Origin of the sequence: Leifsonia sp. (assembly GCF_051955155.1) — a bacterium.
Classification (GTDB): domain Bacteria; phylum Actinomycetota; class Actinomycetes; order Actinomycetales; family Microbacteriaceae; genus Leifsonia.
Genome location: NZ_JBQCGZ010000108.1, coordinates 1 through 25,680, shown reverse-complemented (window position 1 = coordinate 25,680; position 25,680 = coordinate 1). Strand labels below are relative to the sequence as shown.

General features: G+C 72.0%; 22 protein-coding genes. 8 read left to right on the top strand and 14 right to left on the bottom strand.

The annotated features are described in order from the left end of the window. Positions 1-48: 48 nt before the first annotated feature. Positions 49-1,083, top strand: a complete 1,035-nt coding sequence (locus ACTHMF_RS11975; protein WP_440317806.1) for an NAD(P)-dependent alcohol dehydrogenase — start codon at positions 49-51, stop codon at positions 1,081-1,083. A 28-nt stretch (positions 1,084-1,111) separates the two neighbouring features. Here the strand turns inward: ACTHMF_RS11975 and ACTHMF_RS11970 are convergent, their stop codons facing one another. Next, on the bottom strand, positions 1,112-1,717 hold the full coding sequence (locus ACTHMF_RS11970; protein WP_440317805.1) for an acyl-CoA-like ligand-binding transcription factor: 606 nt from the start codon (positions 1,715-1,717) through the stop codon (positions 1,112-1,114). 92 nt (positions 1,718-1,809) lie between these two features. On the opposite strand from ACTHMF_RS11970, the gene ACTHMF_RS11965 reads away from it, so the two are divergent. After that, positions 1,810-2,568 carry an SDR family NAD(P)-dependent oxidoreductase gene (locus ACTHMF_RS11965; protein ID WP_314148580.1) on the top strand — a complete coding sequence of 253 codons (759 nt, stop codon included), beginning with the start codon at positions 1,810-1,812 and terminating at the stop codon, positions 2,566-2,568. 7 nt (positions 2,569-2,575) lie between these two features. Here the strand turns inward: ACTHMF_RS11965 and pdxR are convergent, their stop codons facing one another. After that, the gene (gene pdxR / locus ACTHMF_RS11960; RefSeq protein ID WP_440317802.1) at positions 2,576-4,009 is read right to left on the bottom strand and encodes a MocR-like pyridoxine biosynthesis transcription factor PdxR; all 1,434 of its coding nucleotides are present in this window, start codon (positions 4,007-4,009) and stop codon (positions 2,576-2,578) included. 90 nt (positions 4,010-4,099) lie between these two features. On the opposite strand from pdxR, the gene ACTHMF_RS11955 reads away from it, so the two are divergent. Then, the gene (locus ACTHMF_RS11955) at positions 4,100-4,549 is read left to right on the top strand and encodes a carboxymuconolactone decarboxylase family protein (RefSeq protein ID WP_314148598.1); all 450 of its coding nucleotides are present in this window, start codon (positions 4,100-4,102) and stop codon (positions 4,547-4,549) included. Positions 4,550-4,617: 68 nt separating this feature from the next. Here ACTHMF_RS11955 and ACTHMF_RS11950 read toward each other — a convergent pair whose 3' ends face one another. Then, a complete protein-coding gene (locus ACTHMF_RS11950; protein WP_314148599.1) occupies positions 4,618-4,992 on the bottom strand; it encodes an FKBP-type peptidyl-prolyl cis-trans isomerase in 375 nt (124 codons plus the stop codon). A 220-nt stretch (positions 4,993-5,212) separates the two neighbouring features. On the opposite strand from ACTHMF_RS11950, the gene ACTHMF_RS11945 reads away from it, so the two are divergent. Further along, complete coding sequence (locus ACTHMF_RS11945) at positions 5,213-6,700, top strand: carboxylesterase/lipase family protein (RefSeq protein WP_440317800.1); 1,488 nt, start codon at positions 5,213-5,215, stop codon at positions 6,698-6,700. A 1-nt stretch (position 6,701) separates the two neighbouring features. Here ACTHMF_RS11945 and ACTHMF_RS11940 read toward each other — a convergent pair whose 3' ends face one another. Beyond that, entirely contained in the window at positions 6,702-8,093 is a 1,392-nt protein-coding gene (locus ACTHMF_RS11940; protein ID WP_440317799.1) for an FAD-binding oxidoreductase, read from the bottom strand. 103 nt (positions 8,094-8,196) lie between these two features. Here ACTHMF_RS11940 and ACTHMF_RS11935 point away from each other — a divergent pair, with 103 nt between their 5' ends. Both ACTHMF_RS11935 and ACTHMF_RS11930 read left to right on the top strand, forming a co-directional pair. Continuing rightward, a complete protein-coding gene (locus tag ACTHMF_RS11935) occupies positions 8,197-9,690 on the top strand; it encodes an AlkA N-terminal domain-containing protein (protein ID WP_440317797.1) in 1,494 nt (497 codons plus the stop codon). A 10-nt stretch (positions 9,691-9,700) separates the two neighbouring features. Then, positions 9,701-10,462 (top strand): glycosyltransferase family 2 protein, encoded by a 762-nt coding sequence (locus ACTHMF_RS11930; RefSeq protein ID WP_440317795.1) that lies wholly within the window; start codon positions 9,701-9,703, stop codon positions 10,460-10,462. Positions 10,463-10,490: 28 nt separating this feature from the next. On the opposite strand, the gene ACTHMF_RS11925 is transcribed toward ACTHMF_RS11930, so the two are convergent. The 7 genes from ACTHMF_RS11925 to ACTHMF_RS11895 form a co-directional block, all read right to left on the bottom strand. Continuing rightward, positions 10,491-11,402 carry an alpha/beta fold hydrolase gene (locus ACTHMF_RS11925; RefSeq protein ID WP_314148604.1) on the bottom strand — a complete coding sequence of 304 codons (912 nt, stop codon included), beginning with the start codon at positions 11,400-11,402 and terminating at the stop codon, positions 10,491-10,493. Between the two features lie 42 nt (positions 11,403-11,444). Next, entirely contained in the window at positions 11,445-12,320 is an 876-nt protein-coding gene (locus tag ACTHMF_RS11920; protein WP_314148605.1) for a fumarylacetoacetate hydrolase family protein, read from the bottom strand. Positions 12,321-12,416: 96 nt separating this feature from the next. Then, a complete protein-coding gene (locus ACTHMF_RS11915) occupies positions 12,417-13,940 on the bottom strand; it encodes an aspartate ammonia-lyase (protein ID WP_314148614.1) in 1,524 nt (507 codons plus the stop codon). Between the two features lie 174 nt (positions 13,941-14,114). Continuing rightward, complete coding sequence (locus ACTHMF_RS11910) at positions 14,115-15,512, bottom strand: aldehyde dehydrogenase family protein (RefSeq protein ID WP_440317792.1); 1,398 nt, start codon at positions 15,510-15,512, stop codon at positions 14,115-14,117. Positions 15,513-15,702: 190 nt separating this feature from the next. Next, complete coding sequence (gene trmB / locus ACTHMF_RS11905; RefSeq protein ID WP_314148607.1) at positions 15,703-16,386, bottom strand: tRNA (guanosine(46)-N7)-methyltransferase TrmB; 684 nt, start codon at positions 16,384-16,386, stop codon at positions 15,703-15,705. 24 nt (positions 16,387-16,410) lie between these two features. Further along, positions 16,411-16,722 (bottom strand): hypothetical protein, encoded by a 312-nt coding sequence (locus ACTHMF_RS11900; protein WP_440317790.1) that lies wholly within the window; start codon positions 16,720-16,722, stop codon positions 16,411-16,413. Between the two features lie 79 nt (positions 16,723-16,801). Further along, the gene (locus ACTHMF_RS11895; protein ID WP_440317788.1) at positions 16,802-18,154 is read right to left on the bottom strand and encodes an NCS2 family permease; all 1,353 of its coding nucleotides are present in this window, start codon (positions 18,152-18,154) and stop codon (positions 16,802-16,804) included. A 197-nt stretch (positions 18,155-18,351) separates the two neighbouring features. Here ACTHMF_RS11895 and ACTHMF_RS11890 point away from each other — a divergent pair, with 197 nt between their 5' ends. After that, positions 18,352-19,629 (top strand): uracil-xanthine permease family protein, encoded by a 1,278-nt coding sequence (locus ACTHMF_RS11890; RefSeq protein WP_440317786.1) that lies wholly within the window; start codon positions 18,352-18,354, stop codon positions 19,627-19,629. A 90-nt stretch (positions 19,630-19,719) separates the two neighbouring features. Here ACTHMF_RS11890 and ACTHMF_RS11885 read toward each other — a convergent pair whose 3' ends face one another. The 3 genes from ACTHMF_RS11885 to ACTHMF_RS11875 form a co-directional block, all read right to left on the bottom strand. Further along, positions 19,720-20,052 carry a peptidase gene (locus ACTHMF_RS11885; protein ID WP_314148610.1) on the bottom strand — a complete coding sequence of 111 codons (333 nt, stop codon included), beginning with the start codon at positions 20,050-20,052 and terminating at the stop codon, positions 19,720-19,722. Then, the gene (locus tag ACTHMF_RS11880; RefSeq protein WP_440317784.1) at positions 20,049-21,263 is read right to left on the bottom strand and encodes an anion permease; all 1,215 of its coding nucleotides are present in this window, start codon (positions 21,261-21,263) and stop codon (positions 20,049-20,051) included. Before ACTHMF_RS11880 ends, ACTHMF_RS11885 begins: the two co-directional genes overlap by 4 nt. 127 nt (positions 21,264-21,390) lie before the next feature. Continuing rightward, on the bottom strand, positions 21,391-23,961 hold the full coding sequence (locus ACTHMF_RS11875) for a DEAD/DEAH box helicase (RefSeq protein ID WP_440317783.1): 2,571 nt from the start codon (positions 23,959-23,961) through the stop codon (positions 21,391-21,393). A gap of 45 nt (positions 23,962-24,006) precedes the next feature. Between ACTHMF_RS11875 and ACTHMF_RS11870 the strand changes: the two genes are divergently transcribed. Next, positions 24,007-25,533 carry a molybdopterin-dependent oxidoreductase gene (locus tag ACTHMF_RS11870; protein ID WP_440317781.1) on the top strand — a complete coding sequence of 509 codons (1,527 nt, stop codon included), beginning with the start codon at positions 24,007-24,009 and terminating at the stop codon, positions 25,531-25,533. The last annotated feature ends 147 nt before the right edge of the window (positions 25,534-25,680 follow it).

Sequence of the window (25,680 nt, the reverse complement as noted above, 5' to 3'; positions counted from 1 at the left end):
GACGCCGGGTCTTCTGCGCACCGCGCGCGCGGCGGTAGCCTCGGCCGCATGAAGGCACTCCAGTATCGCGAGATCGGTTCCCGTCCCGAAGTCGTCGAGGTCCCCGACCCCGAGGTCGGCCCCGGCCAGGTGCTCCTGAAGGTCACCGCCGCCGGCGTCTGCCACTCCGACGAGTTCATCATGAGCCTGCCCGCCGAGCAGTACGTCTACGGACTCCCCCTCACGCTCGGCCACGAGGGCGCCGGCATCGTCGAGGCGGTCGCCGACGGCGTCACGGGCGTGAAGCCAGGGGACGCGGTCGCCGTCTACGGACCCTGGGGATGCGGCCGCTGCCACATGTGCGCCCAGGGCAAGGAGAACTACTGCCTGAACGCCGCAGCCGAGCACATCCAGCCGCCGGGGCTCGGCGCGCCGGGGTCGATGGCCGAGTACATGATCGTCGACAGCGAGCGGCACCTCGTCCCGCTGGACGGGCTGGACCCGGTGCAGAACGTGTCGCTGACCGACGCGGGGCTCACGCCGTACCACGCGATCAAGAACTCGCTGCCGAAGCTCGGGGCCGGGACCACCGCAGTCGTCATCGGGACGGGCGGTCTCGGGCACGTCGGCATCCAGATCCTCCGCGCGATCAGCGGGGCGACGGTCGTCGCCCTCGACGTGAACGAGGAGAAGCTCGCACTGGCACGGGAGGTCGGCGCCCAGCACGCGCTGCTGTCGAACGCCGACGCGGTGGACGCCGTGCGCGAACTGACCGGAGGGCGCGGCGCGAACGCCGTGTTCGACTTCGTCGGTGTGCAGCCGACGGTCGACCTGGCCGGCGCGATGGCCGGCAGCGAGGGCGACGTCACGATCGTCGGCATCGGCGGCGGCGCACTCCCGGTCGGCTTCGGCCGGGTCGCGTACGACGTCGCGGTGCGGACGCCCTACTGGGGATCGCGCGCCGAGCTGATCGAGGTGCTGGACCTCGCCCGCGCCGGGCAGGTGAAGGTGGAGATCGAGACGTACACGCTCGACGAGGCCCCGAAGGCCTATGAGCGCCTGCACGAGGGCCGGATCCGCGGCCGCGCCGTCATCGTCCCCTGACCCGGGCCCCACTCTCCCGAGGGGCGCGTCAGGCGGGGAGGCCCTGCAGGACGGTGTCGAGGGCGGCGACGACGACCGCGGCCGGGTCGTCGTCGTCGCTGCGCGCCCACCAGATCAGCGCGGAGAAGTTCGCGGAGCTGAGCGCGTCGGCCAGCACCTGCGCGCGCAGGCCGTCCGCGGGGACGCCGAGGCGGCGGGCGAGGAACTCGGCGAGGATGTCGCGGTTCTGCGCGAGCCGGGTAACCCCGAACGCGATGAGCGCAGGGTCGGAGCCCATCAGCCGCAGCCGCAGCCGGGTCGCCTCGAGCGCGTCGGGTTCCAGCTCGAGCGCCTGGGTCATCGCCCGCGCCAGCACGTCGCGCGCCGACTCGCTCGCCGGCGCGGCGTCCAGCACCGCGTGCATCCGCTCGACCACCGGCTCGATGCCTCCCCAGACCAGGTCCGGCTTGCTCGGGAAGTACCGGAACAGCGTGCGCCTGCCCACCCCGGCGAGCGCCGCGATGTCGTCCATCGTGGTCGCCTCGTAGCCGTCGGCGGCGAAGTGCCGGAGGGCGAGCAGCGCGACGCGCTCCGGGTCGACGTCGGCGGGACGGCCGCGGCGGCGCGGCGCGGATTCGGCTGGGAGCGGATTCACATCCCCGATTATGGCACCGAGTGCTATAAATGCCTCGACGCCCCACATCGAGCGTACGAAGAAGTCATCGACACCAGTCAGGAGACAGCAGTATGAGCAGCACCGACTCCGCCCGCTTCGCCGGCAAGACCGCGATCGTCACGGGCGCAGGCTCCGGCATCGGAAAGGCAACCGCGCTGCGGCTCGCGTCCGAAGGGGCGCGCGTCATCGGCAGCGACATCTCCGAGGAGCGGCTGACCGCCCTCGTCGAGGAGAACCCGGGCCTGGACATCGTCACCGTCGCCGGCGACGTGGCCAGCGAGGAGACGATCGCGAAGCTGATCGAGGCGGCGGGCGGCCGCGTCGACGCGCTCGCCAACGTCGCGGGGATCATGGACGGCTTCCTGCCGGCCGCCGAGGTGGACGACGCCACCTGGGACCGCGTGTTCACGGTCAACGTGACCGCCATCATGCGGCTCAGCCGCGCCGTCCTCCCGCTCATGGTCGAGGCGGGAAGCGGTGCGATCGTCAACGTCGCCTCCGAGGCCGGCCTGCGCGGCTCCGCGGCCGGTGCGGCCTACACCGCGTCGAAGCACGCGGTCATCGGCCTCACCAAGAGCACGAGCGTCTTCTACAGCCCGAACGGCGTCCGCACGAACGCCGTCGCCCCCGGCGGCGTCGTGACCAACGTGGACGGCACCTTCAAGTCGCAGCTCGCGGGCGAGCGCCTCGGCCCGATCATGCAGACGAACGTGCCCCCGGTGGCCCAGCCGGAGCAGCTCGCCTCCGCGATCGCGTGGCTGCTGAGCGACGACTCCGCGAACGTCAGCGGCGTCGTGCTCGCCTCGGACGGCGGCTGGTCCGCGATCTGACCCTCCGTCAGCCGGTCTGCTCGCGGACCACGGCGTCCGCGAGCAGGCGCAGCCCGTCCGGGATGTCCTCCGCCGCCGCCGCACCGAAGCCCAGCAGCAGCCCCTCCTGCGGCTCCCCGTGCGAGAACCGGCTGAGCGGCTGGACCGCGACGCCGGCGACCGCCGCCCGCTCGGCGACGCGGACCGACGCGAACGGGACGCCCGGCTCCGCCCGCAGCGCGAGGTGCAGTCCCGCCGCCGACGGCACGACGGCGAGCCGGCCCGCCAGCAGCGAACGCGCCTCCCGCTCGATCACCGCGCGGCGCTGCTCGTAGACCGTCGTCGCCTGGCGCACGTGCCTGGCGAAGCCCCCGGAGTCGAGGAACCGCGCCATCGCCGCCTGCGTGAGCGCGTCGTTGTGCCAGTCGGTGAGCCGCTTGGCGCTGCGCAGCGCGGGCAGCAGCGACGGCGGCGCCACCAGGAAGCCGAGCCGGATGGCCGGCAGCATCGTCTTCGAGAACGTCCCGACGTAGACGACGCGGCCCTCCGCATCCAGCCGCTGCAGCGGGTCGAGCGCACGCGCCCCGAACCGGTACTCGCTGTCGTAGTCGTCCTCCACGATCACGGCGTCGTTGCGGGACGCCCACTCCAGCAGCGCGACGCGGCGCTCCAGGGTCAGCACGCCGCCGAGCGGGAACTGGTGCGAGGGCGTCACATAGACCAGGCGGGCGGCGGGCAGCAGGTCGACCCGCAGCCCGTGCTCGTCGACGGGCACCGGGACCACCCGCGCCCCGAGCAGCTCGAACAGCTGGCGGACGGGCGGGTAGCCGGGGTCCTCGACGGCCACCACGTCGCCCGGTCGCAGCAGCACGCGGCCGAGCAGGTCGAACGCTTGCTGCGCGCCGCTGGTCACCAGCACGTCCTCGGGGAGCGCCTCCACCGAGCGCGCGAGACCGAGGTGCCGCGCGACCCCGGCCCGCAGCCGCTCCGACCCGCCCGGATCGGCGTAGTGCGCCGTCCGCAGCAGCCGGCCGCGCAGCTCGGCGGTCGTGTAGCGGCGCCAGGCGTCGAGCGGGAACAGGCCGGGGTCCGGCGTCCCGACACTGAAGTCGTACGCGATCGGATGCGGTTCGCTCCAGAGCGGATCGTCCAGGTCGCGCCAGGGCGCCGTCGGCCGTGCCGCGCGCCGGGACCCGCGGCGCGCCGAGGTGCTGCGCGGCGCGGTCGGCGCGGCCACGAACGTGCCGGAGCCGACGCGCGCCGCGAGGTAGCCCTCGGCGATCAGCCGCTCATACGCGTTCGTGACCGTGCTGCGGGAGACGCCGATGTCCGCGGCGAGCTCGCGCGTCGCCGGCAGCCACTCGCCGCGGCGCAGCCGGCCGTCGAGCACCGCGTCCCGCAGCTGCCGGTAGACCCGCTCGGTGCGGTCGCCGCGCCCTTCGATCGACACGTGGATGTCCATCCCGGCTTCCCTCCGCCGCACAATCGGTCTGTTCGCAATCGCGTGGATTGGATCTTACAGCCGACCAATCGCCTCCTTAGCGTTGGAGCCATGACAGACACCATGGAACGCGTTCAGATCTCCTCCCTCGTCCCGGAGGGCTACCGCAAGGTCATCGCCCTCGACGGCTACGTCGGCACCGCCGTCGAGGAGCCGCTCGGCGACCTCATCAAGCTGCGCGCCTCGCAGATCAACGGCTGCACGTTCTGCGTCGACATGCACTCGGTGGACCTGCAGGGCCGGGGCTTCCCGCTCCGCAAGGTCTTCGCGGTCGCCGCGTGGCGGGAGTCGCCCTGGTTCGACGAGCGCGAGCGGATCGCGCTGGAGCTCACGGAGGCGGTCACCCTCATCCACGAGGGCGGCGTCGGCGACGACCTCTACGAGCGCGCCGTCGCGGAGTTCGGCGAGACGGGGTTCGCGAACCTCGTCCTCGCGATCGGGACGATCAACATCTGGAACCGGATCGCCATCCCGACCAGGATGCGGCCGCCCGCGCTCTGAGAAACGCGCCAGACGACGAGAGGCGCGGCCGGCCATGCCGGTCGCGCCTCTCGGGTGCGGGGATCCGCTCAGCTGACGCCGAGCAGATCGATGACGAAGATCAGGGTCTTGCCGGAGAGCGGGTGACCGCCGCCGGCCGGGCCGTAGGCGAGCGCCGGCGGGACGGTCAGCTTGCGGCGACCGCCGACCTTCATGCCGGGGATGCCCTCCTGCCAGCCCTTGATCAGGTTGTTGAGCGGGAAGTTGATCGACTGCCCGCGGCTCCACGAGGAGTCGAACTCCTCGCCGGAGTCGTACTCGACGCCGAGGTAGTGGACCTCGACCTTGGCGCCGGGGGCGGCCTCCTGGCCGCTGCCCTCGACGATGTCGACGATCTCGAGGGTCTCGGGAGCCGGACCCTCCGGCGCGTCGACCTCGGGCTTCTGGTTGGTGTTCTCTGCCATGACTCCATCCAACCCGGCCGCGGCGGTCGGCGTCAAAGGTCTTGCTTTCCGTGACGGGCTGAGGCACCCTAGAGGCATAACTCGGCGCCCCGGGAGAGTTGCAGGCATCGCCGCACCACCGGGCGTCGAGTCTTTTAACGCCCGGGATACATCCCTACTTTCGCTCGGTATTTGTGGCAAGCTGGCCGGAACACGCCAGCGATCGCGAAGGAGCACGCCGATGTCCCCGACTCCCACCCCGCCCGAGGTCGACACCCGCTCCGGCCGGGTCAGAGGGGTCTGGCGCCACGGGTCGGCCGCGTTCCTCGGAATCCCGTTCGCGGAGCCGCCGGTCGGGGCGCTGCGGTTCGCGGCGCCGGTGCCGCACCGCGGGTGGGAGGGCGTGCGCGACGCCACCGCCTACGGCGCGACCCCGCAGCGCGTGCCGATGGCCGAGGTGACCGCGATCCCGGAGCCGAGCATCCCCGGCGAGTCGACGCTCAACGTGAACGTGTTCACCCCGGCGCCCGGCGACGAGGCGGCGCGGCTGCCGGTGCTCGTCTACATCCACGGCGGCGGGTTCACGGCCGGATCGCCCGCGAGCCCCTGGTACGACGGGTCCGCCTTCAACCGCGACGGCGTCGTGACGGTCTCGGTCTCCTACCGGCTCGGCTTCGACGGGTTCGGCTGGATCGCCGACGCGCCGGCGAACCGCGGCGTGCTCGACTGGCTGCTCGCGCTGGAGTGGGTGCGCGACTCCATCGCGGCCTTCGGCGGCGACCCCGCCGACGTCACCATCGCCGGGCAGTCCGCGGGCGGCGGCGCCGTCCTCACGCTGCTCGGCATGCCGCGCGCGCAGCCGCTGTTCCGCCGCGCCCTCAGCATCTCCGGCGCGACCGCCGATCTCCCCGCCGCGGAGTCGGAGGCGCTCGGCAGGCGCGTCGCCGCACTCGCGGGCGTCGAGCCGACCCGCGCCGGGCTGTCCGCACTGACCGAGGAGACTCTGCTCGGGCTGCAGGCGCGCGCGCTCGCGCCGGACGGGGCCGGAGCCGACCCGCTCGCGTCGCTTGCCCAGCTGACGACGACCGGGATGGGCTGGGGACCGGTCGTGGACGGCGAGCTGGTGCCGCACAGCGCCGCCGACGCGGTCCGCGCCGGGATCGGGGCGGACAAGCCCCTCGTCCTCGGCGCCACCGACCACGAGTTCAACGCGGCGCTCACCGCGCACGGCGCCGCGCTGGCGGCCGTGCCCGCCGCCGGCATCCTCGGCACGTTCGGCGTGCCTGCGGAGACGATCGCCGCGTACGTCGGCGCGCATCCCGGCGCGGGAACGGCCGAACTGGTCGGCCAGTACGTGACGGACCGGCTGTTCCGGGCCCCGGCGATCGACATCGCGCTCTCCCGCGCGAGCGCCCAGGCGCCGACCTGGCTCTACCGGTTCGTGTGGCGCTCGCCGGCGACCGGTTCGGCCTCGCACTGCCTCGACGTGCCGTTCTGGTTCGACGGGATCGGCCTCGACGCCGTCGCCGCGCTCGCGGGCGGGAACCCGCCGCAGGCGCTCGCCGACGACATGCACGGCGCTGCCGTCGCCTTCATCCGCGGCGGGGAGCCGGGCTGGCCCGTCTTCGACGCGTCCACGCGCACAGCGCGGGTGTTCGATACGCCGTCGAGAATCGAGGAGGACGCGTTCGCCGACGCCGCGGTGCTGCTGCCGGCGCCGGTCGCCTGACTCAGCCGAAGACCTTGCCGGGGTTGAGGATGCCGAGCGGGTCGAACACCGACTTGAGCTTCACCTGCAGCTCGTACGAGTCCGGACCGAGCTCGTCGGCCAGCCAGCGCCGCTTCAGCACGCCGACCCCGTGCTCGCCGGTGAGGGTGCCGCCGAGCTCGACGGCGACCCGGAACAGGTCGTTCGCCGCGTCCCAGACCGCGGATTCGGCCTCGTCGCCGGTGTAGACGAAGTTGGGGTGCAGATTGCCGTCGCCGGCGTGCGCGACGGTCGGGATCGGGATGCCGTAGCGCTCGGAGATCCTCTCGATCGCGTCGAACATCTCCGGCATCCGCGAGCGCGGGACGGCGACGTCCTCGATGAGGACCGTTCCTGTCGCCGCGAGGGCGGGGTGGAAGGCGCGGCGGATCGCGAGCAGGCGGTCGCCCTCGGCCGCGTCGGCGGCGACGCGGACGACTCCCCCGGTCTCCTCGATCAGCCGGCCGGCAGCGGCGGCGTCCCCGCCGGCCGTCGGCCCGTCGAACTGGACGAGCAGGTAGGCGTCGCCGGCGGAGGCACCGAACGCGTCCCCGATGGTGTCGGGGCCGAGGTGCTCGGCGATCCTGGCCAGGGCCTGCGCGTCGACCAGCTCCATGACGGCGGGGCGGAGGCGCGCGGCCGTGATGCGCGCGGCGGCGCCGGCCCCGGCGCGCACGTCGGGGAACAACGCCCCGAGCGTCCTCGGCTCGCCCTCCGGGATCGGCAGCGCGCGCACGGTCGCACCGACGACGACGCCGAGCGTGCCCTCCGAGCCGACGAACAGCGCGGTCAGGTCGTAGCCGGTGACGCCCTTGACCGTGCGGTGGCCGGTGCGGATGAGCCGGCCGTCGGCGAGCACGACGTCCAGGGCGAGCACGGCCTCCCTGGTCACCCCGTACTTCGCGCACAGCAGGCCGCCCGCGTTGGTCGCGATGTTCCCACCGATGGTCGAGATGGCCTTGCTGGCCGGGTCCGGCGCGAAGAACAGCCCGTACGGCTCCAGTGCCGCGTTCAGGTCGCCGTTGAGGACGCCGGGCTCGACCACCGCGAGCTGGTCCTCTGCGGAGATCTCCAGGATGCGGTTCATCCGGCTGACGTCGAGGACGATGTCGCCGCCGGTGCCGTTCGCTCCCCCGGCGAGGCCGGTGCCCGCCCCGCGCGGCACGACGCCGACCCGGAACTCGCTGGCGGCGCGCATGGTCGCCTGCACGTGGCCGACCTCCGTCGCGAACACGATGGCGAGCGGGCGGCCCTCGGCCACCCAGCCCGACTTGTCGCCGCGCGCGGCGTCGAGGAGCTCGGCGTCGGTGCTGAGGATCGGCGCTGCGGCGTCCTCGCCGCCCAGGGCCGCGGTGAGCCAGTCGATGACATCCATGCCCGCCACTCTGTCAGCCCCTCGGCCTCGCGGCCAATCGCCACCGCGCGCTGATGTCCGATTTCCGCTATCCGATGTCGATCGCCGGTGCCAGGCTTGGGACATGACGAGCACGAAGGACACGCTGGCCGACCCGGTCTTCGCCGAGCGCTACCGCGCGATGAGCGCCAGGGACGCGCGGTTCGACGGCCAGTTCATCACCGGCGTCCACTCGACCGGCATCTACTGCAGGCCCAGCTGTCCCGCCGTCACGCCGAAGCCCGGCAACGTCACGTTCTACCTGACGGCGGCCGCCGCGCACGAGGCGGGACTGCGCGCGTGCAAGCGCTGCCTGCCGGACGCCGTCCCCGGATCGCCCGAGTGGAACGTGCGCGACGACCTGGCCGCGCGCGCCATGCGCCTGATCGCCGACGGCGAGGTGGAGCGCGAGGGCGTGCCGGGCCTCGCCAGGCGCCTCGGCTACACCCCCCGGCACCTCGGCCGCGTGCTCACCGCCGAGCTCGGGGCCGGGCCGCTCGCCCTGGCCCGCGCGCACCGCGCCCAGACGGCCCGGCTGCTGCTGACCGGCACCGACCTGCCGATCACCGACGTCGCCTTCGCCGCCGGGTTCACCAGCGTCCGCCAGTTCAACGAGACGATGGCGGAGGTCTACCACGTGACCCCCGGCGCGATCCGCAGCTCCGCTCGCCGCCGGCCCGCTGCCGCGCACGTGGCGGCCGGTGGCGCTGCGCTCACGCTGCGGCTGCCCGCGCGCGCGCCGTTCGACGGCGGATCACTGCTCGGCTTCCTCTCCGCTCGCGCCGTGCCGGGGATGGAGACGGCGGGCGGCGACGGCACCTACGCGCGCGCTCTGCGGCTGCCGCACGGTCCCGCGGTCGTCCGGCTCACGCTCTCCGGGACGCCGGACGCCCCGGCCGTCGAGTGCGACGCGGTGCTCGCCGACGTCGCCGACCTCGCGCCGCTCGTGGCGCGCGTCCGCCGGCTGCTCGACCTGGACGCCGACGCCGCGGCGATCGACCAGGCGCTCTCCGCCGATCCCGCGCTCGCCCCTCTCGTCGCCGCCCGGCCCGGACTGCGCGTCCCCGGCGCGGTGGACGCCGAGGAGATCGTCTTCCGGGCGCTGATCGGCCAGCAGGTCTCCGTCCCCGCCGCCCGCACGGCGCTCTCCCGGCTCACCGACGAACTCGGCGAGCGGATCGACCTGGGCGGCTTCAGCCGGCTGTTCCCGACCGCGGCGGCGATCGCCGAGCACGGCAGGGAGGTGCTGCGCGGGCCGGCCAAGCGCATCGACGCGATCGTCGGCGTCGCCCAGGCGCTCGCCGAGGGCAGCCTGACCATCGACGTCGGCGAATCCAGGGAGGACCTGGAGCGCCGCCTGGTCGCCCTGCCGGGCATCGGGCCGTGGACGGCCGGTTACGTCGCCCTGCGGGTGCTCGGCAGCCCGGACATCCTGCTCACCGGCGACCTGGCGCTGCGCCAGGGGGCCGCCAGGCTCGGGCTGCCCGCCGAGCCGCGGGCCCTGGCAGCGTACGGCGCGCGCTGGGCGCCGTGGCGCAGCTACGCCGGGATGCACCTGTGGAACGCGCCCGCGGCGTAGGATCGCACACGTGCCAACGATCACCGTCGTCATCCCGGCCCTCGACGACGCGGAGATGCTGCGGACCTGCCTCGCCGACCTCGCCGCCCAGCTGCGCCCCGCGGACGAGATCGTCGTAGTCGACAACGGCAGCGCCGACGACACCGCCGCGGTCGCGAGGGCGGCGGGCGCGCTCGTCATCGAGCAGCCCGTGCGCGGCATCTGGTCCGCGGCGGCGACCGGCTATGACGCGGCGTCCGGCGACATCATCGCGCGCCTGGACGCGGACTCCCGGCCGCCCGTCGACTGGCTGCTGCACATCGAGGCCGAGTTCGTCGACGATCCGGCCATCGGCGTGCTCACCGGGCCCGGCATCTTCTACGACGGCAACACCGTGATCGCAGGGCTCGGCCAGGTGCTCTACATCGGCGGCTACTTCTGGGCGATGGAGATCTGGCTCGGGCATCCGCCGATCTTCGGCTCCAACTTCGCCATGCGGCGCGCGGTCTGGCACGGCGTCCGCGACCGCGTGCACAGCGGGATGCGCGAGGTGCACGACGACCTCGACCTCGCCTTCCACCTGGACCCCGGCGTCGTCGTCCGCTACGACGAGCGGTTGACGGTCGGTATCTCGGCCCGGCCGTTCTCCACCTGGCGCGGCCTCGGCAGGCGCCTCCGCTGGGCGTACACGACCCTGCGGATGCACCTGCCGGAGGAGTCGCCGTGGCGGCGCAGGGCGGCGCGCAAGCGCTGGAACGAGGAGCACGCCGAGGAGGCGCCCGGCGTCGCATAGCCGGCTCCCCTCCTGCATGTGCCGGATGTCAGCGGCGGGCGTCGCCCGCGCGGAACAGCGCGACCATGTCGCGGCCGAGCTGGTGCGGCGCGGTCTCGCACGGACTGTGCCCGGTGCGGTAGACGGCGAGTCTGGCGCCGAGCCGCTCGGCGTTCGCCGCGTGCAGGTGCGTCGGCCACAGGTCGTGGTCGCCGGTCGCCACCAGGATCGGGACGCCGCTGGCCGCGACCGCGTCCCGCACATCCGGCACCCTGCGCATCAGCCCGACGATGTCGTCGACGCTGGATCGCCGGGTGAGGTCGAACCGCGAACGGACGAACGCGAGCCGGCTCGGCGGCACCTTGTTCTTGTTCGTGACGATCCCCCAGATCATCAGCCCGGCGCCCTGCCTGCCGCCGAGGAACCAGCTCAGCCAGCCGATGATCCGCACGCCGCGGAAGGACTGGCCGGGCTCCGGCGGGGTGGTCAGCAGGGTCAGCGTGCGGAACAGGTCCGGGCGCTCGACCAGTGCCAGCTGCGCGAGGATCCCGGCGAACGAGTAGCCGAGCACGTGCGCGGGGCCGCCGTCCACCAGGAACGCCAGGAAGTCGGCGACGAGCAGCTCGTAGGTGTAGTGCCCGCCGGGGACCGGACCCGCCTCCGCCGACTCGTACTGACCGGCGAGGTCGTAGCTCTGCACGTAGTAGCCGGCGGCGACCAGGATCGGTGCCAGCAGGTAGAAGTCCTCCTTCGACCCGGTGACGCCGGGGACGAGCACGACCCTCGGGTCCGCCGGGTCGCCGAGCGAGACCACGGCCAGCTCGCCGCTCGGCGCGCGGAACCGCGAGAACACGGCGCCGACCGGCGCGATCGACCAGTCGATGTCCGGCAGGCTCGCGTCCAGGCGCGCCGCATCGTCGTCGCCTCCCGCGACTCCTGGCCTCCGCTCGCCGATGGACATGCCTTCACGCTAGCCGACGGCGCGTGCGAATGCGGAACCGGTTCAGGTGACGCGGCAGTACGTGGTCAGGTAGCCGATGCCGCCGATGGAGACCGTGACGGTCGAGCGGTCCTTCAGGAAGACCGGAGGGGTGCGCGAGTAGCCGGCGCCGCCGGGGCTGCCGGTGGAGATGAGAGTCCCGGGCTGGATGGTCGCCGACCGGGACAGGAACTCGATGATCTCCGCGACCGAGCGGACCATGTCGGCGGTCGAGGCGTCCTGCAGGATCGCCCCGTCCACGTTGGTGGTCAGCCACAGGTCCTGCGGGTCGGCGATCTCGTCGGCGGTGACCACGACGGGACCGTTCGGCGTGAAGCCGTCGAACGACTTGCAGCGCGACCACTGCGCCTCGGAGAACTGCAGGTCGCGCGCGGTGATGTCGTTGACGACCGTGTAGCCCCACACGTAGTCGAGCGCGTCCCGCACCGAGACGTTGCGCGCCGGCCGGCCGATGATGACGCCGAGCTCCGCTTCGTAGTCCACCTGCGTGGTGAGATCCTCGGGCCAGGAGGTGGTGCCGCCGTGCCCGGCGAGCGAGTTCGGCCAGAGCGAGAACACGGTGGCCGCCTTCTCGCTGCGCAGCTTCAGCTCGGAGGCGTGGGCGGCGTAGTTCGCACCGATCGCGATCACCTGCGGCGGGCGGAGCACGGCGGACGCGTGCCGCAGCTCGTGCACCGGCACCAGCGGCGTCCGCGCGGCGACGGCGCGGTCGACGAAGGCGCGCACCTCGGCCAGGGCGTCGTCCCCCCGTTCGATCAGGTCCTGCAGGTCACGCGGCGCCTCCGGCATCACGTCGTCCAGGAACAGCGCCCCGTCGCCGATGACGGCGGCGAGGCGAGGGGTCGAATCGGGGGTCGTGCTCAGGTGCGAGAATCTCACATCCACCAACCTATCGGCGTCGTACGGCAGGGGTCGAAAAGCTGACGGCGTGAACGCGCCGCCGGGCGCAGTGCGCACCCGGCGGCGACGGTCGTGCTACTCAGCGGCTTTGTCCTTCTCGATGACCGGGATGGCCGTCGTGATGGCCTCCAGTCCGCTCAGGCGGGCCGGGGACAGCAGGTGCATGACCTCGTCCCTGCTCATCAGCTTGGCCTCCACCACCAGGTCCGCGACGTTGCGGCCGGTCAGCAGGGCGGACTTCGCGAGCGCCGCGGCGGCGGCGTAGCCGATGTGCGGCGTGAGCGCGGTGATGACGCCGACCGACGAGCCCACCATCGCGCCCAGGCGCTCCTCGTTGGCGGTGATGCCGTCGACGCAGTTCACGCGCAGCGTGTGGAAGCCCTGCGCCATCCAGGTGATGGACTGCAGCAGCGAGTGCGCGATCACCGGCTCGAACGCGTTCAACTGCAGCTGGCCGCCCTCGGCCGCCATCGTGACGGTCACGTCGGCGCCGGCGACGGAGAACGCCACCTGGTTGACGACCTCGGGGATGACCGGGTTCACCTTGCCCGGCATGATGCTGGAGCCGGCCTGGCGGGCGGGCAGGTTGATCTCGCCGAGGCCGGCCTGCGGGCCGCTGGAGAGCAGGCGCAGGTCGTTGCAGATCTTGGAGAGCTTGATGGCGCTGCGCTTGAGGGAGCCGGAGAACGACATGAACGCGCCGGCGTCGCTGGTGGACTCGATGAGGTCCGGAGCGGTCTCCAGGTTCAGGCCCGTGATCAGATTGAGGTGCTTGACCGCGGCGGCCGAGTAGCCGGGGTCGGCGGTGATGCCCGTGCCGATCGCGGTGGCGCCGAGGTTGATCTCCGCGAGCAGCCACTTGGTCTCGGTGAGCCGGGCGTGGTCCTCGGTGAGGGTGGTCGCGAAGCCGTGGAACTCCTGGCCGAGCGTCATCGGCACGGCGTCCTGCAGCTGCGTGCGGCCGACCTTGAGGATGTGCCGGAACTCCTCGGCCTTCGACGCGAACGCGTCGCGCAGCAGGGCCAGCTCGTCCAGCAGGTGCGCGAGCGCGAAGGTCAGCGCGATCTTGATCGCCGTCGGGTAAGTGTCGTTGGTGCTCTGGCTGCGGTTGACGTCATCGATCGGGCTCATGAACTGGTACTCGCCCTTGGCGTGACCGTCGAGCTCCAGCGCGACGTTCGCGATGACCTCGTTGGCGTTCATGTTCGTGGAGGTGCCCGCGCCGCCCTGCATCACGCCGACGACGAACTGGTCGTGGTAGCGGCCGTCGATGATGAGCTGGCAGGCGCGGTCGATGAGGTCGGCCTTGTGCGCGTCCAGGACCCCGATCTCGAGGTTGGCGCGGGCCGCGGCCTGCTTGACGCTCGCGAGCGCGACGATCAGGTCGGGGTAGACGGAGATGGGGCGCTTGGCGATCGGGAAGTTCTCGAGGGCGCGGGACGTGTGCACGCCCCAGTACGCGTCGGCGGGGATCTCGCGGCTGCCGAGCGAGTCGGTCTCGACGCGGGTCTCCCGGCCTGCGGCGCTGGGGGTCGGGACGTCGGACACGTTCTCGGACGCGTCGATCACGGGAATGGGGGTCGTCTTCGGTTCGTCCATCGTTGCTGTGGAATCCACGGTTGGCACCGTTGCCTCTCGTTGTGCGTTGGCATGCTGTCGACGGCGGTTCGTGGCTGCCGCCAATGCGAGACTACCCCCGCCTGTGCCGCCCGGAATGTACGGCATGTACGGGATCCAGGACGGTGTTCGCCAGCGTGTCGATCGGGGACGCGGTCAGCCCAGTCTGCGCAGCAGGCCGCGCGCGAAGCGGTCCTTCGCTGCGGTGTACGGCGGGTAGATCAGCTGCATGGTGTCCGGCTTCAGCGCCTTGGACAGCACCGCCTTCTCGTGGCTGAACGTGCGCAGCGAGCGCTCGCCGTGGTAGGCGCCGGAACCGCTCTCCCCCACGCCGCCGAAGGGCAGCCCTGCCACCGCGAGGTGGGCGGCCGGCACGCCGAAGCCGACCGCTCCCGAGCTGGTCTCGGTGAGGATGCGGCGCTTGACCGCCGAGCGCTCGGTGAAGACGTACAGCGCGAGCGGCTTGTCGCCGGCGCGGATGAAGCGGATGGCGTCGTCCAGATCCTCCACCGTCACGATCGGGAGCACCGGACCGAAGATCTCCTCGCCCATGACGGCGGAGTCGCGCGGCACGTCCACGAGCACCGTCGGCGCGATGTAGCGCGCGGCGGCGTCGTGCTCGCCGCCGGTCACGGCCGTGCCGGAGCCGAGCATCCCGGACAGCCGCTCGAACTGGCGGTCGTTGACGATGCGCCCGTAGTCGGGGCTCTGGGCGGGGTCGTCGCCGTACAGCTCGCGGACGGCGACCGCCAGGGCCTCGGCGAGCGGGCCGGCGACGGAGCGCGGTGCGAGGATGTAGTCCGGCGCGACGCAGGTCTGCCCGGCGTTCATGAACTTGCCCCACGCGATGCGCCGGGCGGCGGCGGCGAGGTCGACGGAGTCGTCGACGTAGACGGGCGACTTGCCGCCGAGCTCCAGGGTGACCGGCGTCAGGTGCTCGACCGCCGCGGCGGCGACGATGCGGCCGACGCGTCCGTTCCCGGTGTAGAAGATGTGGTCCCAGCGCTCGGCGAGGAGCCCGGTCGTCTCCTCGACGCCGCCCTCGACCACGGCGACCGCGCGCGGGTCGAGGTACTGCGGGATGAGTCTCGCCATCGCGGCGGACGTCGCCGGTGCGAGCTCGCTGGGCTTGAGGACGACCGCGTTGCCGGCGGCCAGCGCGCCGACGAGCGGCGCGAGCAGCAGCTGCACCGGGTAGTTCCACGGCGCGATCACCAGCACGACGCCGACCGGCTCGAGGATGGTGGAGGCGCGCGCGGGCAGCAGGGCGCCCGGCACGCCCACCCGGCGCGGGCGCAGCCAGCGCCGCAGGTGCGCGCGCATGTGGTCGATCTCGCCGACCACGAAGCCGAGCTCGGCGATCTGCGACTCGGTCGGGTTCTTGGCGAGGTCGGCCAGCAGCGCGTCCTCGAACTCCGCCGCGCGCTCGGTGAGCATCCGGCGCAGCGCGTCCAGCTGCCCGAGCCGCCAGGCCAGCGGCTTGGTCACACCGCGCTCGAACGCGGTGCGGAGGGCGTCGGCGGTCTGCGGGATGACGGCGGCGTCAGGGCTCATGCGCCCATCCTAGGGACCGGGTCAGCCGCGCGGGGCGGCGCCGCTGCGCGAAACGGAGGACACCCGCGCTCGGATCGGCTCATCGGCCTCCCTTCCCCACGCTTAGCGGCGCGGCGCGAGCACATCTCCTCCCTTTCCGACAGCGGCGGAAGGGGAGGAGAGCGGGACGCGGAAGGCCGGTAGGGACAGGTCAGCCGCGCGGGCGGTACTCCAGGTCGAAGATCGCGTGTCCCAGCTTCTCGCCGCGGCGCTCGAACTTGGTGACGGGACGGGAGTCCGGGCGCGGGATGAACGCGCCGGCCCCCGCCGTGCTCACCAGCGCCGGCTCCGCGTCCAGCACCTCGAGCATGTGCTCGGCGTACGGCTCCCAGTCGGTGGCGAGCCGCAGGACGCCGTCGCTCGCGAGCGCGCGTACGAGCAGTCGGACGAACTCCGGCTGGATCAGCCGGCGCCGGTGGTGCCGCGCCTTCGGCCACGGGTCGGGGAAGAAGATCAGGATCTCGTCGACGCTGCCAGCGGCCAGTCCCCGCTCGAACACCTCGACGGCGTCGTGCCGGACGAGCCGGATGTTGCCGAGGCCGCGCTCGTTCATCGCGGCGAGCACCCGGCCGATGCCTGCTCCGTGCACCTCGACCCCGAGGAAGTCGCGCTCGGGGTGCCGTTCGGCCAGGGCGAGCAGGTTCTCCCCGTTGCCGAAGCCGATCTCGACCGTCACCGGCGCGTGCCGGCCGAACAGCGCGTCCAGGTCGAGGGGCGAGCCGTCGAAGTCGACGCCGAATGCCGGCCAGAACTCGTCGATCGCCCGCTGCTGTGCTTCGGTCTTCCGGCCGCGCACCACGAAGCTGCGCGGCCGGATGAGAGGGGTGGGTTCCATCCCTCCATTCTCGCAGAAGCGGGATCAGAGGACGGCGAACGGCAGGAACGCGAGGCCGACGCCGAGGCCGGCGATGGCGAACAGCAGGCCGATGACGACACCGGCGAGCATCACGGCGTTCAGGACGATTCCCCAGATCGCCAGCGCGCGTCCGGCGGGCTCCCGGCCGAGCGCCAGGACGCCGATGACGATACCGGCGATCGGCGCGAGGAACGTCCAGCCGAAGGCGATGGAGGCGATGCCCAGCACGAAGCTCGTGATGCTGAGCGGTCGGGAGGGCGCGGCCGCCGGGGCGGGCGCGGTGTACGGGTACTGGTGTGCGGTGCTGGTGGACATGCCTCCAGTCAAGCCGCAGCGCACGCCGCGGGGCATCCGGGTAACCCCCGGATCGGATCAGGGGTCACCCGGAGACCGCTCAGTGCGGGAGCAGCGCCTCGATCGGCCCGCGCGCGAAGTAGACCAGGAAGCCGGCCGCGACGATCCAGAGCAGCGGGCTGATCTCGCGCGCCTTGCCGGCGAGCGAGCGGATCAGCACCCAGCTGATGAAGCCGACGCCGATGCCGTTCGCGATCGAGTAGGTCAGCGGCATCACGATGATGGTGAGGAACACCGGCAGCGTGCTCGAGAACTCGTGGAAGTCGATGTGGCGGATCTGCACCACCATCAGCGCACCGACGATGACGAGCGCGGCCGCCGCCACCTCGGACGGGACGACCTGGGTCAGCGGCGTGAAGAACATCGCGAGCAGGAACAGCGCGCCGGTGATGACGCTGGCGAAGCCGGTCTTGGCGCCCTCGCCGATGCCGGACGCCGACTCCACGAACACGGTGTTGGAGGAGGCGGAGGTGCCGCCGCCGACGACGGCGCCGACGCCCTCCACGATCAGCGCGGACTGCAGGCGCGGGAAGGTGCCGTCCTCGTTGGCGAGGCCGGCGCTGCGGGCCAGACCCGTCATCGAGCCCATCGCGTCGAAGAAGTTGGTGAAGACGAGCGTGAAGATCAGCATCACGGCCGCGAGGGCGCCGATCCGGCCGAACGAGCCGAGCAGGTCCACCTGGCCGACCAGGCTGAGGTTCGGCAGGCTCACGAGCGAGGTGGGCAGCTGCGGGACCGTGAGGTTCCAGCCGTTGGGGTTCTTCGGGCCGGAGCCGCCGATGTGGAAGACCGCCTCGGCGATGATCGCGACGATGGTCGCGGCGACGATGCCGATCAGCAGCGCGCCCTTCACGCGGCGGGCCATCAGCACGCCCATGATCACGAGTGCGACGAGGAAGACGAGCGTCGGGACCGTCGCGATCGAGCCGGACTCGCCCAGCTGGACGGGCGGCGAAGACAGGTTGGTGCTGCGCACGAAGCCGCTGTCCACGAAGCCGATGAACGCGATGAAGAGGCCGATGCCGACGGTGATCGCGGTCTTCAGCTGCGGCGGCACCGCGTTGAAGATGAGCCGGCGCAGGCCCGTGGCGGCCAGCAGCACGATGATCAGGCCGTTGATGACGACGAGGCCCATCGCCTCCTGCCAGGTGAGCACCTTGACGACGTTCACCGCGAGGAAGGAGTTGATGCCGAGGCCGGCGGCGAACGCGAACGGCAGGCGCGCGATCAGGCCGAAGAGGACCGTCATCACACCGGCGCTCAGCGCGGTGACCGCGGCGACCTGCTCGCCCTGCAGCGAGTGCCCTGTCACGTCCGGCGTCCCGCCGAGGATCAGCGGGTTCAGGATGACGATGTACGCCATGGTGACGAACGTCAGGACACCGCCGCGCACCTCCGTCGCCCAGGTCGTGCCGCGTTTGGTGATCTCGAAGAACGAGTCGAGGCGCCCCTTGGCGGTCGGCGCGGTGGTCGGTGCGGAAATGATCGTCTCCCGTAGTATCTCTGAGGGCTTTCCAGGCGCGGCGCGCCGGGCACGAGCCCGATTCCCATCAATACAATACGGCCCACCCGGTGACGATAAGGACACGCATGCCCCTGCCCTGGAAGCTGCACGGAGACGGTAAGAAGGTCGGGGCTCACGAGATCGTGCTGCCCGGCGAGCGGCTGACCTGGCCGCGCACGATCGGGCTCGGCGCCCAGCACGTCGTCGCCATGTTCGGCGCGACGTTCCTGGTCCCGCTGCTGACCGGGTTCCCGCCGAGCACGACGCTGCTGTTCTCGGGCGTCGGCACGATCCTGTTCCTGCTGATCACGCGCAACAAGCTGCCCAGCTACCTCGGCTCGTCGTTCGCGTTCATCGTGCCGATCGTCGCTGCGACCAAGGCGCACGGGATGCCGTCCGCGCTGTTCGGGATCGTCGTCACCGGCATCCTGCTGGCGATTGTCGGTCTGATCGTGGTCGCGACCGGCACCCGCTGGATCGACGCGCTGATGCCTCCCGTGGTCGCCGGTGCGATCGTCGCGCTGATCGGTTTCAACCTGGCCCCTGCGGCGAAGAACAACTTCATGCAGGCGCCGGTCACCGCGCTCGTGACGCTGGCTGCCGTCATCCTGTGCACCGTGCTGTTCCGCGGGATGCTCGGGCGGCTGTCCATCTTCCTCGGCGTCGCCGTCGGCTACGTGTTCGCCTGCATCGTCGGCGAGGTCGACTTCGCCAAGGTCGCGGCGGCGCCGTGGATCGGCCTGCCGCAGTTCACCCTGCCGGCCAACCCGTTCACCGCCCCCGCGTCGACGTGGGGCATCCTGCCGGCGTTCCTGCCCGTGGTGCTCGTGCTGATCGCCGAGAACGTCGGGCACATCCGCGGCGTCGCGCAGCTGACCGACCCCTCCGTCAACCGGCTGACCGGCCGCGCGCTGTTCGCGGACGGCCTCGCGACGACGGTCGCCGGCTTCTTCGGCGGCTCCGGAACCACGACGTACGGCGAGAACATCGGCGTGATGGCGGCGACGCGCGTCTACTCGACGGCCGCCTACTGGGTGGCGGGCGTCGTCGCGGTGCTGCTCGGCCTCTCCCCCAAGATCGGCGCGGTGATCAACACGATCCCGGCCGGCGTGCTCGGCGGCGTCACCACGGCGCTGTACGGCCTGATCGGCATCATCGGCGTGAAGATCTGGCTGGACAACAAGGTGGACTTCTCGCGCCCTGTCAACCAGTTCACCGCGGCGACGGCGCTCATCATCGGCATCGGCGACTTCACGCTGAACCTCGGGCAGCTCACCTTCAACGGCATCGCGCTCGGCGCCATCGCGGCGATCGTCGTCTACCACGTCATGAACAGCATCGCCCGCGTCCGCCGCACCGCGTAGCGTCGCGAGCCCCCGCCCGCGCACCATTTCTTCCGGAGTTCTTCCCGCAACACGTCGTGTGCCAGCGTGAAGAACTCCGGAACGGATGGGTCAGTGGTGGAAGTAGGGGATGATCAGGTAGAGGCCGTAGAGGACCGCGATGCCGCAGAGCACGAAGCAGGCGTAGGCGCCGGTCAGCGCGGCACGCTTCTGCCCCTCGCTCAGCGGGTTCTTCCGCCGGGCCTTGTCGGCCTTCTTCTGCGCCTTCGCCGCCTGCTCCGGCGTGATGACGGTGATCGCGTCCGTGAACTCGACGGGCTCGACGAAAAGCGCGCGGCCGGCGACCGCCAGCAGGCGCGTGCCGAGCGCGTACAGCGTCACCACGACGCACGAGCCGATGAGCGCCGCCGCGAAGACGATGAGGAACGAGTAGACGGCGCTCATGCCGACTTCCTCTTCTCGCGCTGCTTCTTCAGCGGCTTGACCTTCTTGATCTTGACCACCCGGCCGGAGGCGGCCACCTCGCTCTGCCCCTGCACGGGGACGGGCACGGCCGCGTCCGCGCTGGTGACCCGGTTGCGGCGGGCGCGCCAGAAGATGAACGCGACGATCGCGACCCCGACCACGGTGTCGATCAGGATGCCGATGGGGCCGAGGATGGCGATGAGCGCCGCGACCGCGCCGACGATCCCGGCGGCGGGCAGCGTCAGCACCCAGCCGATCGCGATCCGGCCCGCCGTCCCCCAGCGCACCGAGGAGCCGCGCCTGCCGAGGCCGGAGCCGATCACCGAGCCGGATGCGACCTGCGTCGTCGAGAGCGCGAAGCCGAGGTGGCTGGAGGCGAGGATGGTCGCCGCCGTGCTCGTCTCGGCCGCGAAGCCCTGTGCGGGCTTGACCTCGGTCAGGCCGCGTCCGAGCGTGCGGATGATGCGCCAGCCTCCCGAGTACGTCCCGATCGCGATGGCGAGCGCACACGCGACGACGACCCATAGCTCGGGGCCGGACCCCGCCTCCTGGAGGCCGGCTGCGATCAGCGTGAGCGTGATGACGCCCATCGTCTTCTGCGCGTCGTTGGTCCCGTGCGAGAGCGCGACGAGCGAGGACGAGAAGATCTGGCCGTAGCGGAAGCCGCCGCGGCCGTCCGGGCGGCCGTCGTAGCGGCGGGTGATCCAGTAGGCGAGCTTGGTGGCGCAGTACGCGACGACGCCGGCGGTGAACGGCGCGATCACGGCGGGCAGCACCACCTTGTTCAGCACGACCAGGAAGTTCACGGACCCGAACCCTGCGCCGACGATCGCCGCGCCGATCAGGCCGCCGAACAGCGCGTGGCTGGACGAGGACGGCAGGCCGAACAGCCAGGTCACCATGTTCCAGACAATGGCGCCGACGAGGCCGGCGAAGATCATCTCCGGGGTGATCTGCACTCCCCCCGGGCCTTCGTTGATGATGCCGCCGGAGATCGTCTGCGCGACCTCGGTGGAGAGGAAGGCTCCGATCAGGTTCAGCACCGCGGCCAGGGCGACCGCGACCTTCGGGCGCATGGCGCCCGTCGCGATCGGCGTCGCCATCGCGTTCGCGGTGTCGTGGAAGCCGTTCGTGAAGTCGAAGAAGAGCGCCAGCGCGATGACCAGCACGACGATGAGGGTGAGATCCACCGGTTTCTTTCTCGTGTGGAAGACGGACGTCCCGATCGAATCATTCATCGGGAGTTCATGCGAGGGGGCTGGTGTTTTTAGGCGACCGAGTAGATACTCACACCTCGGCTCGCCGCACGTCAAACCGTCACAGACGATCCACGGCGGTGACCCGGACGACGGCCGTTCCGGCACGCGCGGACGCCTCCAGCAGCACCTCCGCCGCGATCCCCCAGTCGTGGTCGCCGGCGGGGTCGGCGAGGATCTGCCGCACCCGCCAGAGGCCCTCCGCGGCGGCGGGCGACTCGTCGACGACGATCATCGCCGCCGACCGTGCAGCGGCGTCGGTGAGGATCTCGTCGTGCTCCGCGTAGTACTCCTCCAGCGCCTCGTCCCACTGCAGCTCGGTGAACGACGGCGCCGCCGCCTCGGCCAGCGTCGCGGCCTCCGCCTCCAGCGCACCGAGCTCCTGGACGCGGTCGAGCGCCGCGAGCTGGACCCGGCGGAACAGCTCGTTGCGCACCAGGACGAAGAACGCGCGCCGGTTGGTGGTGACGGTGCGCGGGGCGGGAGGGGCGAGCTCGGCCGACTCGGCCGCGTGCCTGGCCGCGTCGGGATGCACCAGCTCCTCCCACTCGTCCAGGAGGCTGGAGTCGACCTGCCGCACCATCTCGCCCAGCCACTCGACGATGTCGCGCAGCTCCTCCGTCCGCGCCTCCAGCGGCACGGTCTGCCCGAGCGCGCGGTACGCGTCGGAGAGGTAGCGCAGCACGACGCCCTCCGAGCGGGCCAGCTTGTAGAACGAGACGAACTCGCCGAACGTCATCGCCCGCTCGTAGAGGTCGCGCACGACCGACTTCGGGCTCAGCTCGAAGTCGGCCACCCAGGGCTGGCTGGCGGCGTAGGTCGCGAACGCCTCGTGCAGCAGCTCGTCGTGCGGCTTGGGATGCGTGACCTGCTCCAGCGCCTCCATCCGCTCGTCGTACTCGACGCCGTCCGCCTTCATCGCCGCGACGGCCTCGCCGCGCGCGACGAACTGTTGCGCACCCAGCACCGGCCGCGGGTCGTCCAGCGTCGCCTCGACAACGGAGACGATGTCCAGCGCGTACGTGGGCGACTCCGGGTCGAACAGCTCGAACGCGGCGAGCGCGAACGGCGACAGCGGCTGGTTGAGCGCGAAGTTCGGCTGCAGGTCGACGGTCAGCCGGATGCTGCCGTCGACCACCTCCACGACCCCGGCGGCCAGGAGCGAGCGGTAGAGCCCGAGCGCGCGCCTGGCCAGCGCCAGCTGCCGCTTCCACGGCTCGTGGTTGTCGAACACCAGGTCGCGCACGTGCCCGAACACATCCCCGCCGCGGCCGATCACGTTGATCAGCATGGCGCTGGTGATCTGCATCGAGGAGGTCAGCGTCTCCGGCTCCGCGTCCACGAGCTTGCGGAACGACGGCTCGCCCCAGGACACGAAGCCCTCCGGGGCCTTCTTGCGCACGATCTTGCGGCGCTTCTTCGGGTCGTCGCCCGCCTTCTCCAGCGCCTTGAGGTTCTCGCTCTCGTGCTCGGGCGCCTGCACGACGACCGTCCCCGCGGTGTCGTAGCCCGCGCGACCGGCGCGACCGGCGATCTGGTGGAACTCGCGCGCGTTGAGCTGCCGCATCCTGGTGCCGTCGAACTTGGTGAGCGCGGTCAGCAGGACGGTGCGGATCGGGACGTTGATGCCGACACCGAGCGTGTCCGTCCCGCAGATGACCCGGAGCATCCCGCGCTGGGCGAGCTGCTCGACCAGCCTGCGGTACTTGGGCAGCATCCCCGCGTGGTGCACGCCGATGCCCTGCCGCAGCAGCCGGGAGAGGGTGCGGCCGAACGACGTGGTGAACCGGAAGTCGCCGATCAGCTCCGCGATGGCGTCCCGCTGCTCGCGGCTGGCGATCTTCGCGCTGGAGAGCGACTGCGCGCGCTCCAGCGCCGCGAGCTGGGAGAAGTGCACGACGTAGACCGGCGCCTGGCCCGTGCTCAGCAGGTCCTCGATGGTCTCGTGGACCGGGGTGACCTCGTAGTAGTAGTGCAGCGGCACCGGCCGCTCCACGCCGGTCACGGTCGCGGTCTCGCGCCCGGTCCGGCGGCTGAGGTCGTCGGCTAGCGCCGTCACGTCGCCGAGCGTCGCCGACATCAGGACGAACTGCACGCGGTTCAGCGTCAGCAGCGGGACCTGCCACGCCCAGCCGCGGTCGGGGTCCGCGTAGAAGTGGAACTCGTCCATCACGACCTGGCCGACCGGGGTGTCCTCGCCCTCGCGCAGCGCCAGGTTCGCCAGGATCTCGGCGGTGCAGCAGATGATCGGAGCGTCCGCGTTCACGGCGGAGTCTCCGGTCATCATGCCGACGTTCTCCGCCCCGAAGATGTCGACGAGGGCGAAGAACTTCTCCGACACCAGCGCCTTGATCGGCGCGGTGTAGAAGCTGCGCTCGCCGCGGGCCAGGGCGGCGAAGTGCGCGGCGACGGCGACCAGCGACTTGCCCGTCCCGGTCGGCGTGCTCAGGATCAGGTTGGAGCCGCCGACGATCTCGATCACCGACTCGTCCTGCGCCGGGTAGAGGGTCAGCCCGCGCGCGGACGCCCAGGCGACGAAGGCGTCGTAGACGGCGTCCTCTCCGACGGTGCCGGGACCGGTCCAGCCGGGGAGGTGTGCGGTGCTGAGCCGGGATGCTGAGGCGTCGGACATGATGGCTCCACCCTTTCACAGCATCGCCGACCTACGCTGAGCGCTATGAGGTCCTTCTGGCGCCCGGCGGCGGCCGGCGTCGCGAGCGTGGTCGCCGGCGTCGGCGCAGCGGAACTGGTCAGCGCCTTCGTGGTGCAGGACGGCAGCCCGGTGCTGGTGGTCGGCGCCCTGGTGATCGACCTCACGCCCGCGTGGCTGAAGGACGCCGTGATCGGCGTCTTCGGCACCGGCGACAAGGCGTTCCTCATCGTCTCCCTCGCGGTGGCGCTGGTGGTGGGCGGCGCGCTCGCGGGCTGGCTGGAGGCGGTGCGGCCGCCGGTGGGCCGCATCCTGATCGGCGTCGGCGGCGCGGTCGGCGTGCTGGCGGCGCTCACGCGCGCCGGCTCCGGCGTCGTGAACGCGGTGCCGTCTGCTCTCGCGGCGGTGGCCGGCATCCTGCTGCTCGGCTGGCTCATGGGGCTGCTGCGCGGGACGGAGCCGACCAGGGTCGCTCCGCGCGGCAGCGTGTCCCGCCGCCGGTTCGTCTCCGCGACGACGACGACGGCCGTCGCGGGAGCGCTCGCGGCGATCGCCGGGCAGCTGGTCGCGTCCGGCTACCGGGCGGCGACGGCGGCGCGGGCCGCGTTCCGGCTGCCGGCGGCCGCGTCACCGGCCCCGCCGATCCCCGCCGCGGCGTCGTTCGACATCCCCGGCCTCTCGCCGATCATCACGCCGAACGCCGACTTCTACCGGATCGACACCGCGCTGCAGATCCCCGGCATCCAGCCCCAGGACTGGCGGCTGCGGATCACCGGCATGGTGGAGAAGGAGGTGGAGCTGACCTTCGCCGAACTCCTCGCGCTGCCGCTGGAGGAGTCCACCACCACGCTCACGTGCGTGTCGAACGAGGTGGGCGGCGACCTGATCGGCAACGCCACCTGGCTCGGCTACCCGATCCGGCACCTGCTCGCGCGGGCGGCGCCGACCGCCGACGCCGACATGGTGCTCTCGCGCAGCCAGGACGGCTGGACCGCGAGCACGCCGCTGGCGGCGCTCACCGACGACCGCAACGCCATCCTCGCCGTCGGGATGAACGGCCAGCCGCTGCCGCTCGAGCACGGCTACCCGGTGCGGATGGTCGTACCCGGCCTCTACGGCTACGTCTCGGCGACCAAGTGGGTGGTCGAGCTGCAGGTGACGCGGTTCGACACGGTCACCTCGTACTGGACCGACCGCGGCTGGTCGCAGCGCGGCCCGGTGAAGCTGTCCTCGCGCATCGACGTGCCGGCGGACGGCCGCACCGTGAAGGCCGGGACGGCGGCGATCGCGGGCGTCGCCTGGTCGCAGCACGTCGGCGTCAGCGCCGTGCACGTCCAGATCGACGACGGCCCCTGGCAGCAGGCGACCCTGGCCGACGCGATCTCCGCCGACACCTGGCGCCAGTGGAAATACGCCTGGGACGCGACGCCGGGCCACCACCGCATCCGGGTCAGGGCGACGGACGCGCACGGCACCGTCCAGACCTCCCGCGTCCAGGACGTCGTCCCCGACGGCGCCACCGGCCTGCACACCATCGACGTCACCGTCTCGTAGTCCGTGGCCGGCTCTGCGAGCCGCCGGCGCCCACGGCAAAAACACCAGCACCCCGGCCTGGCCGCCGGTCTGGTGCACGGCGCCCCACACGACCGGCAGCCCCGCGAGCACCGCGGCGTCGTTCACGAGATACCGGGTGGGGAAGTT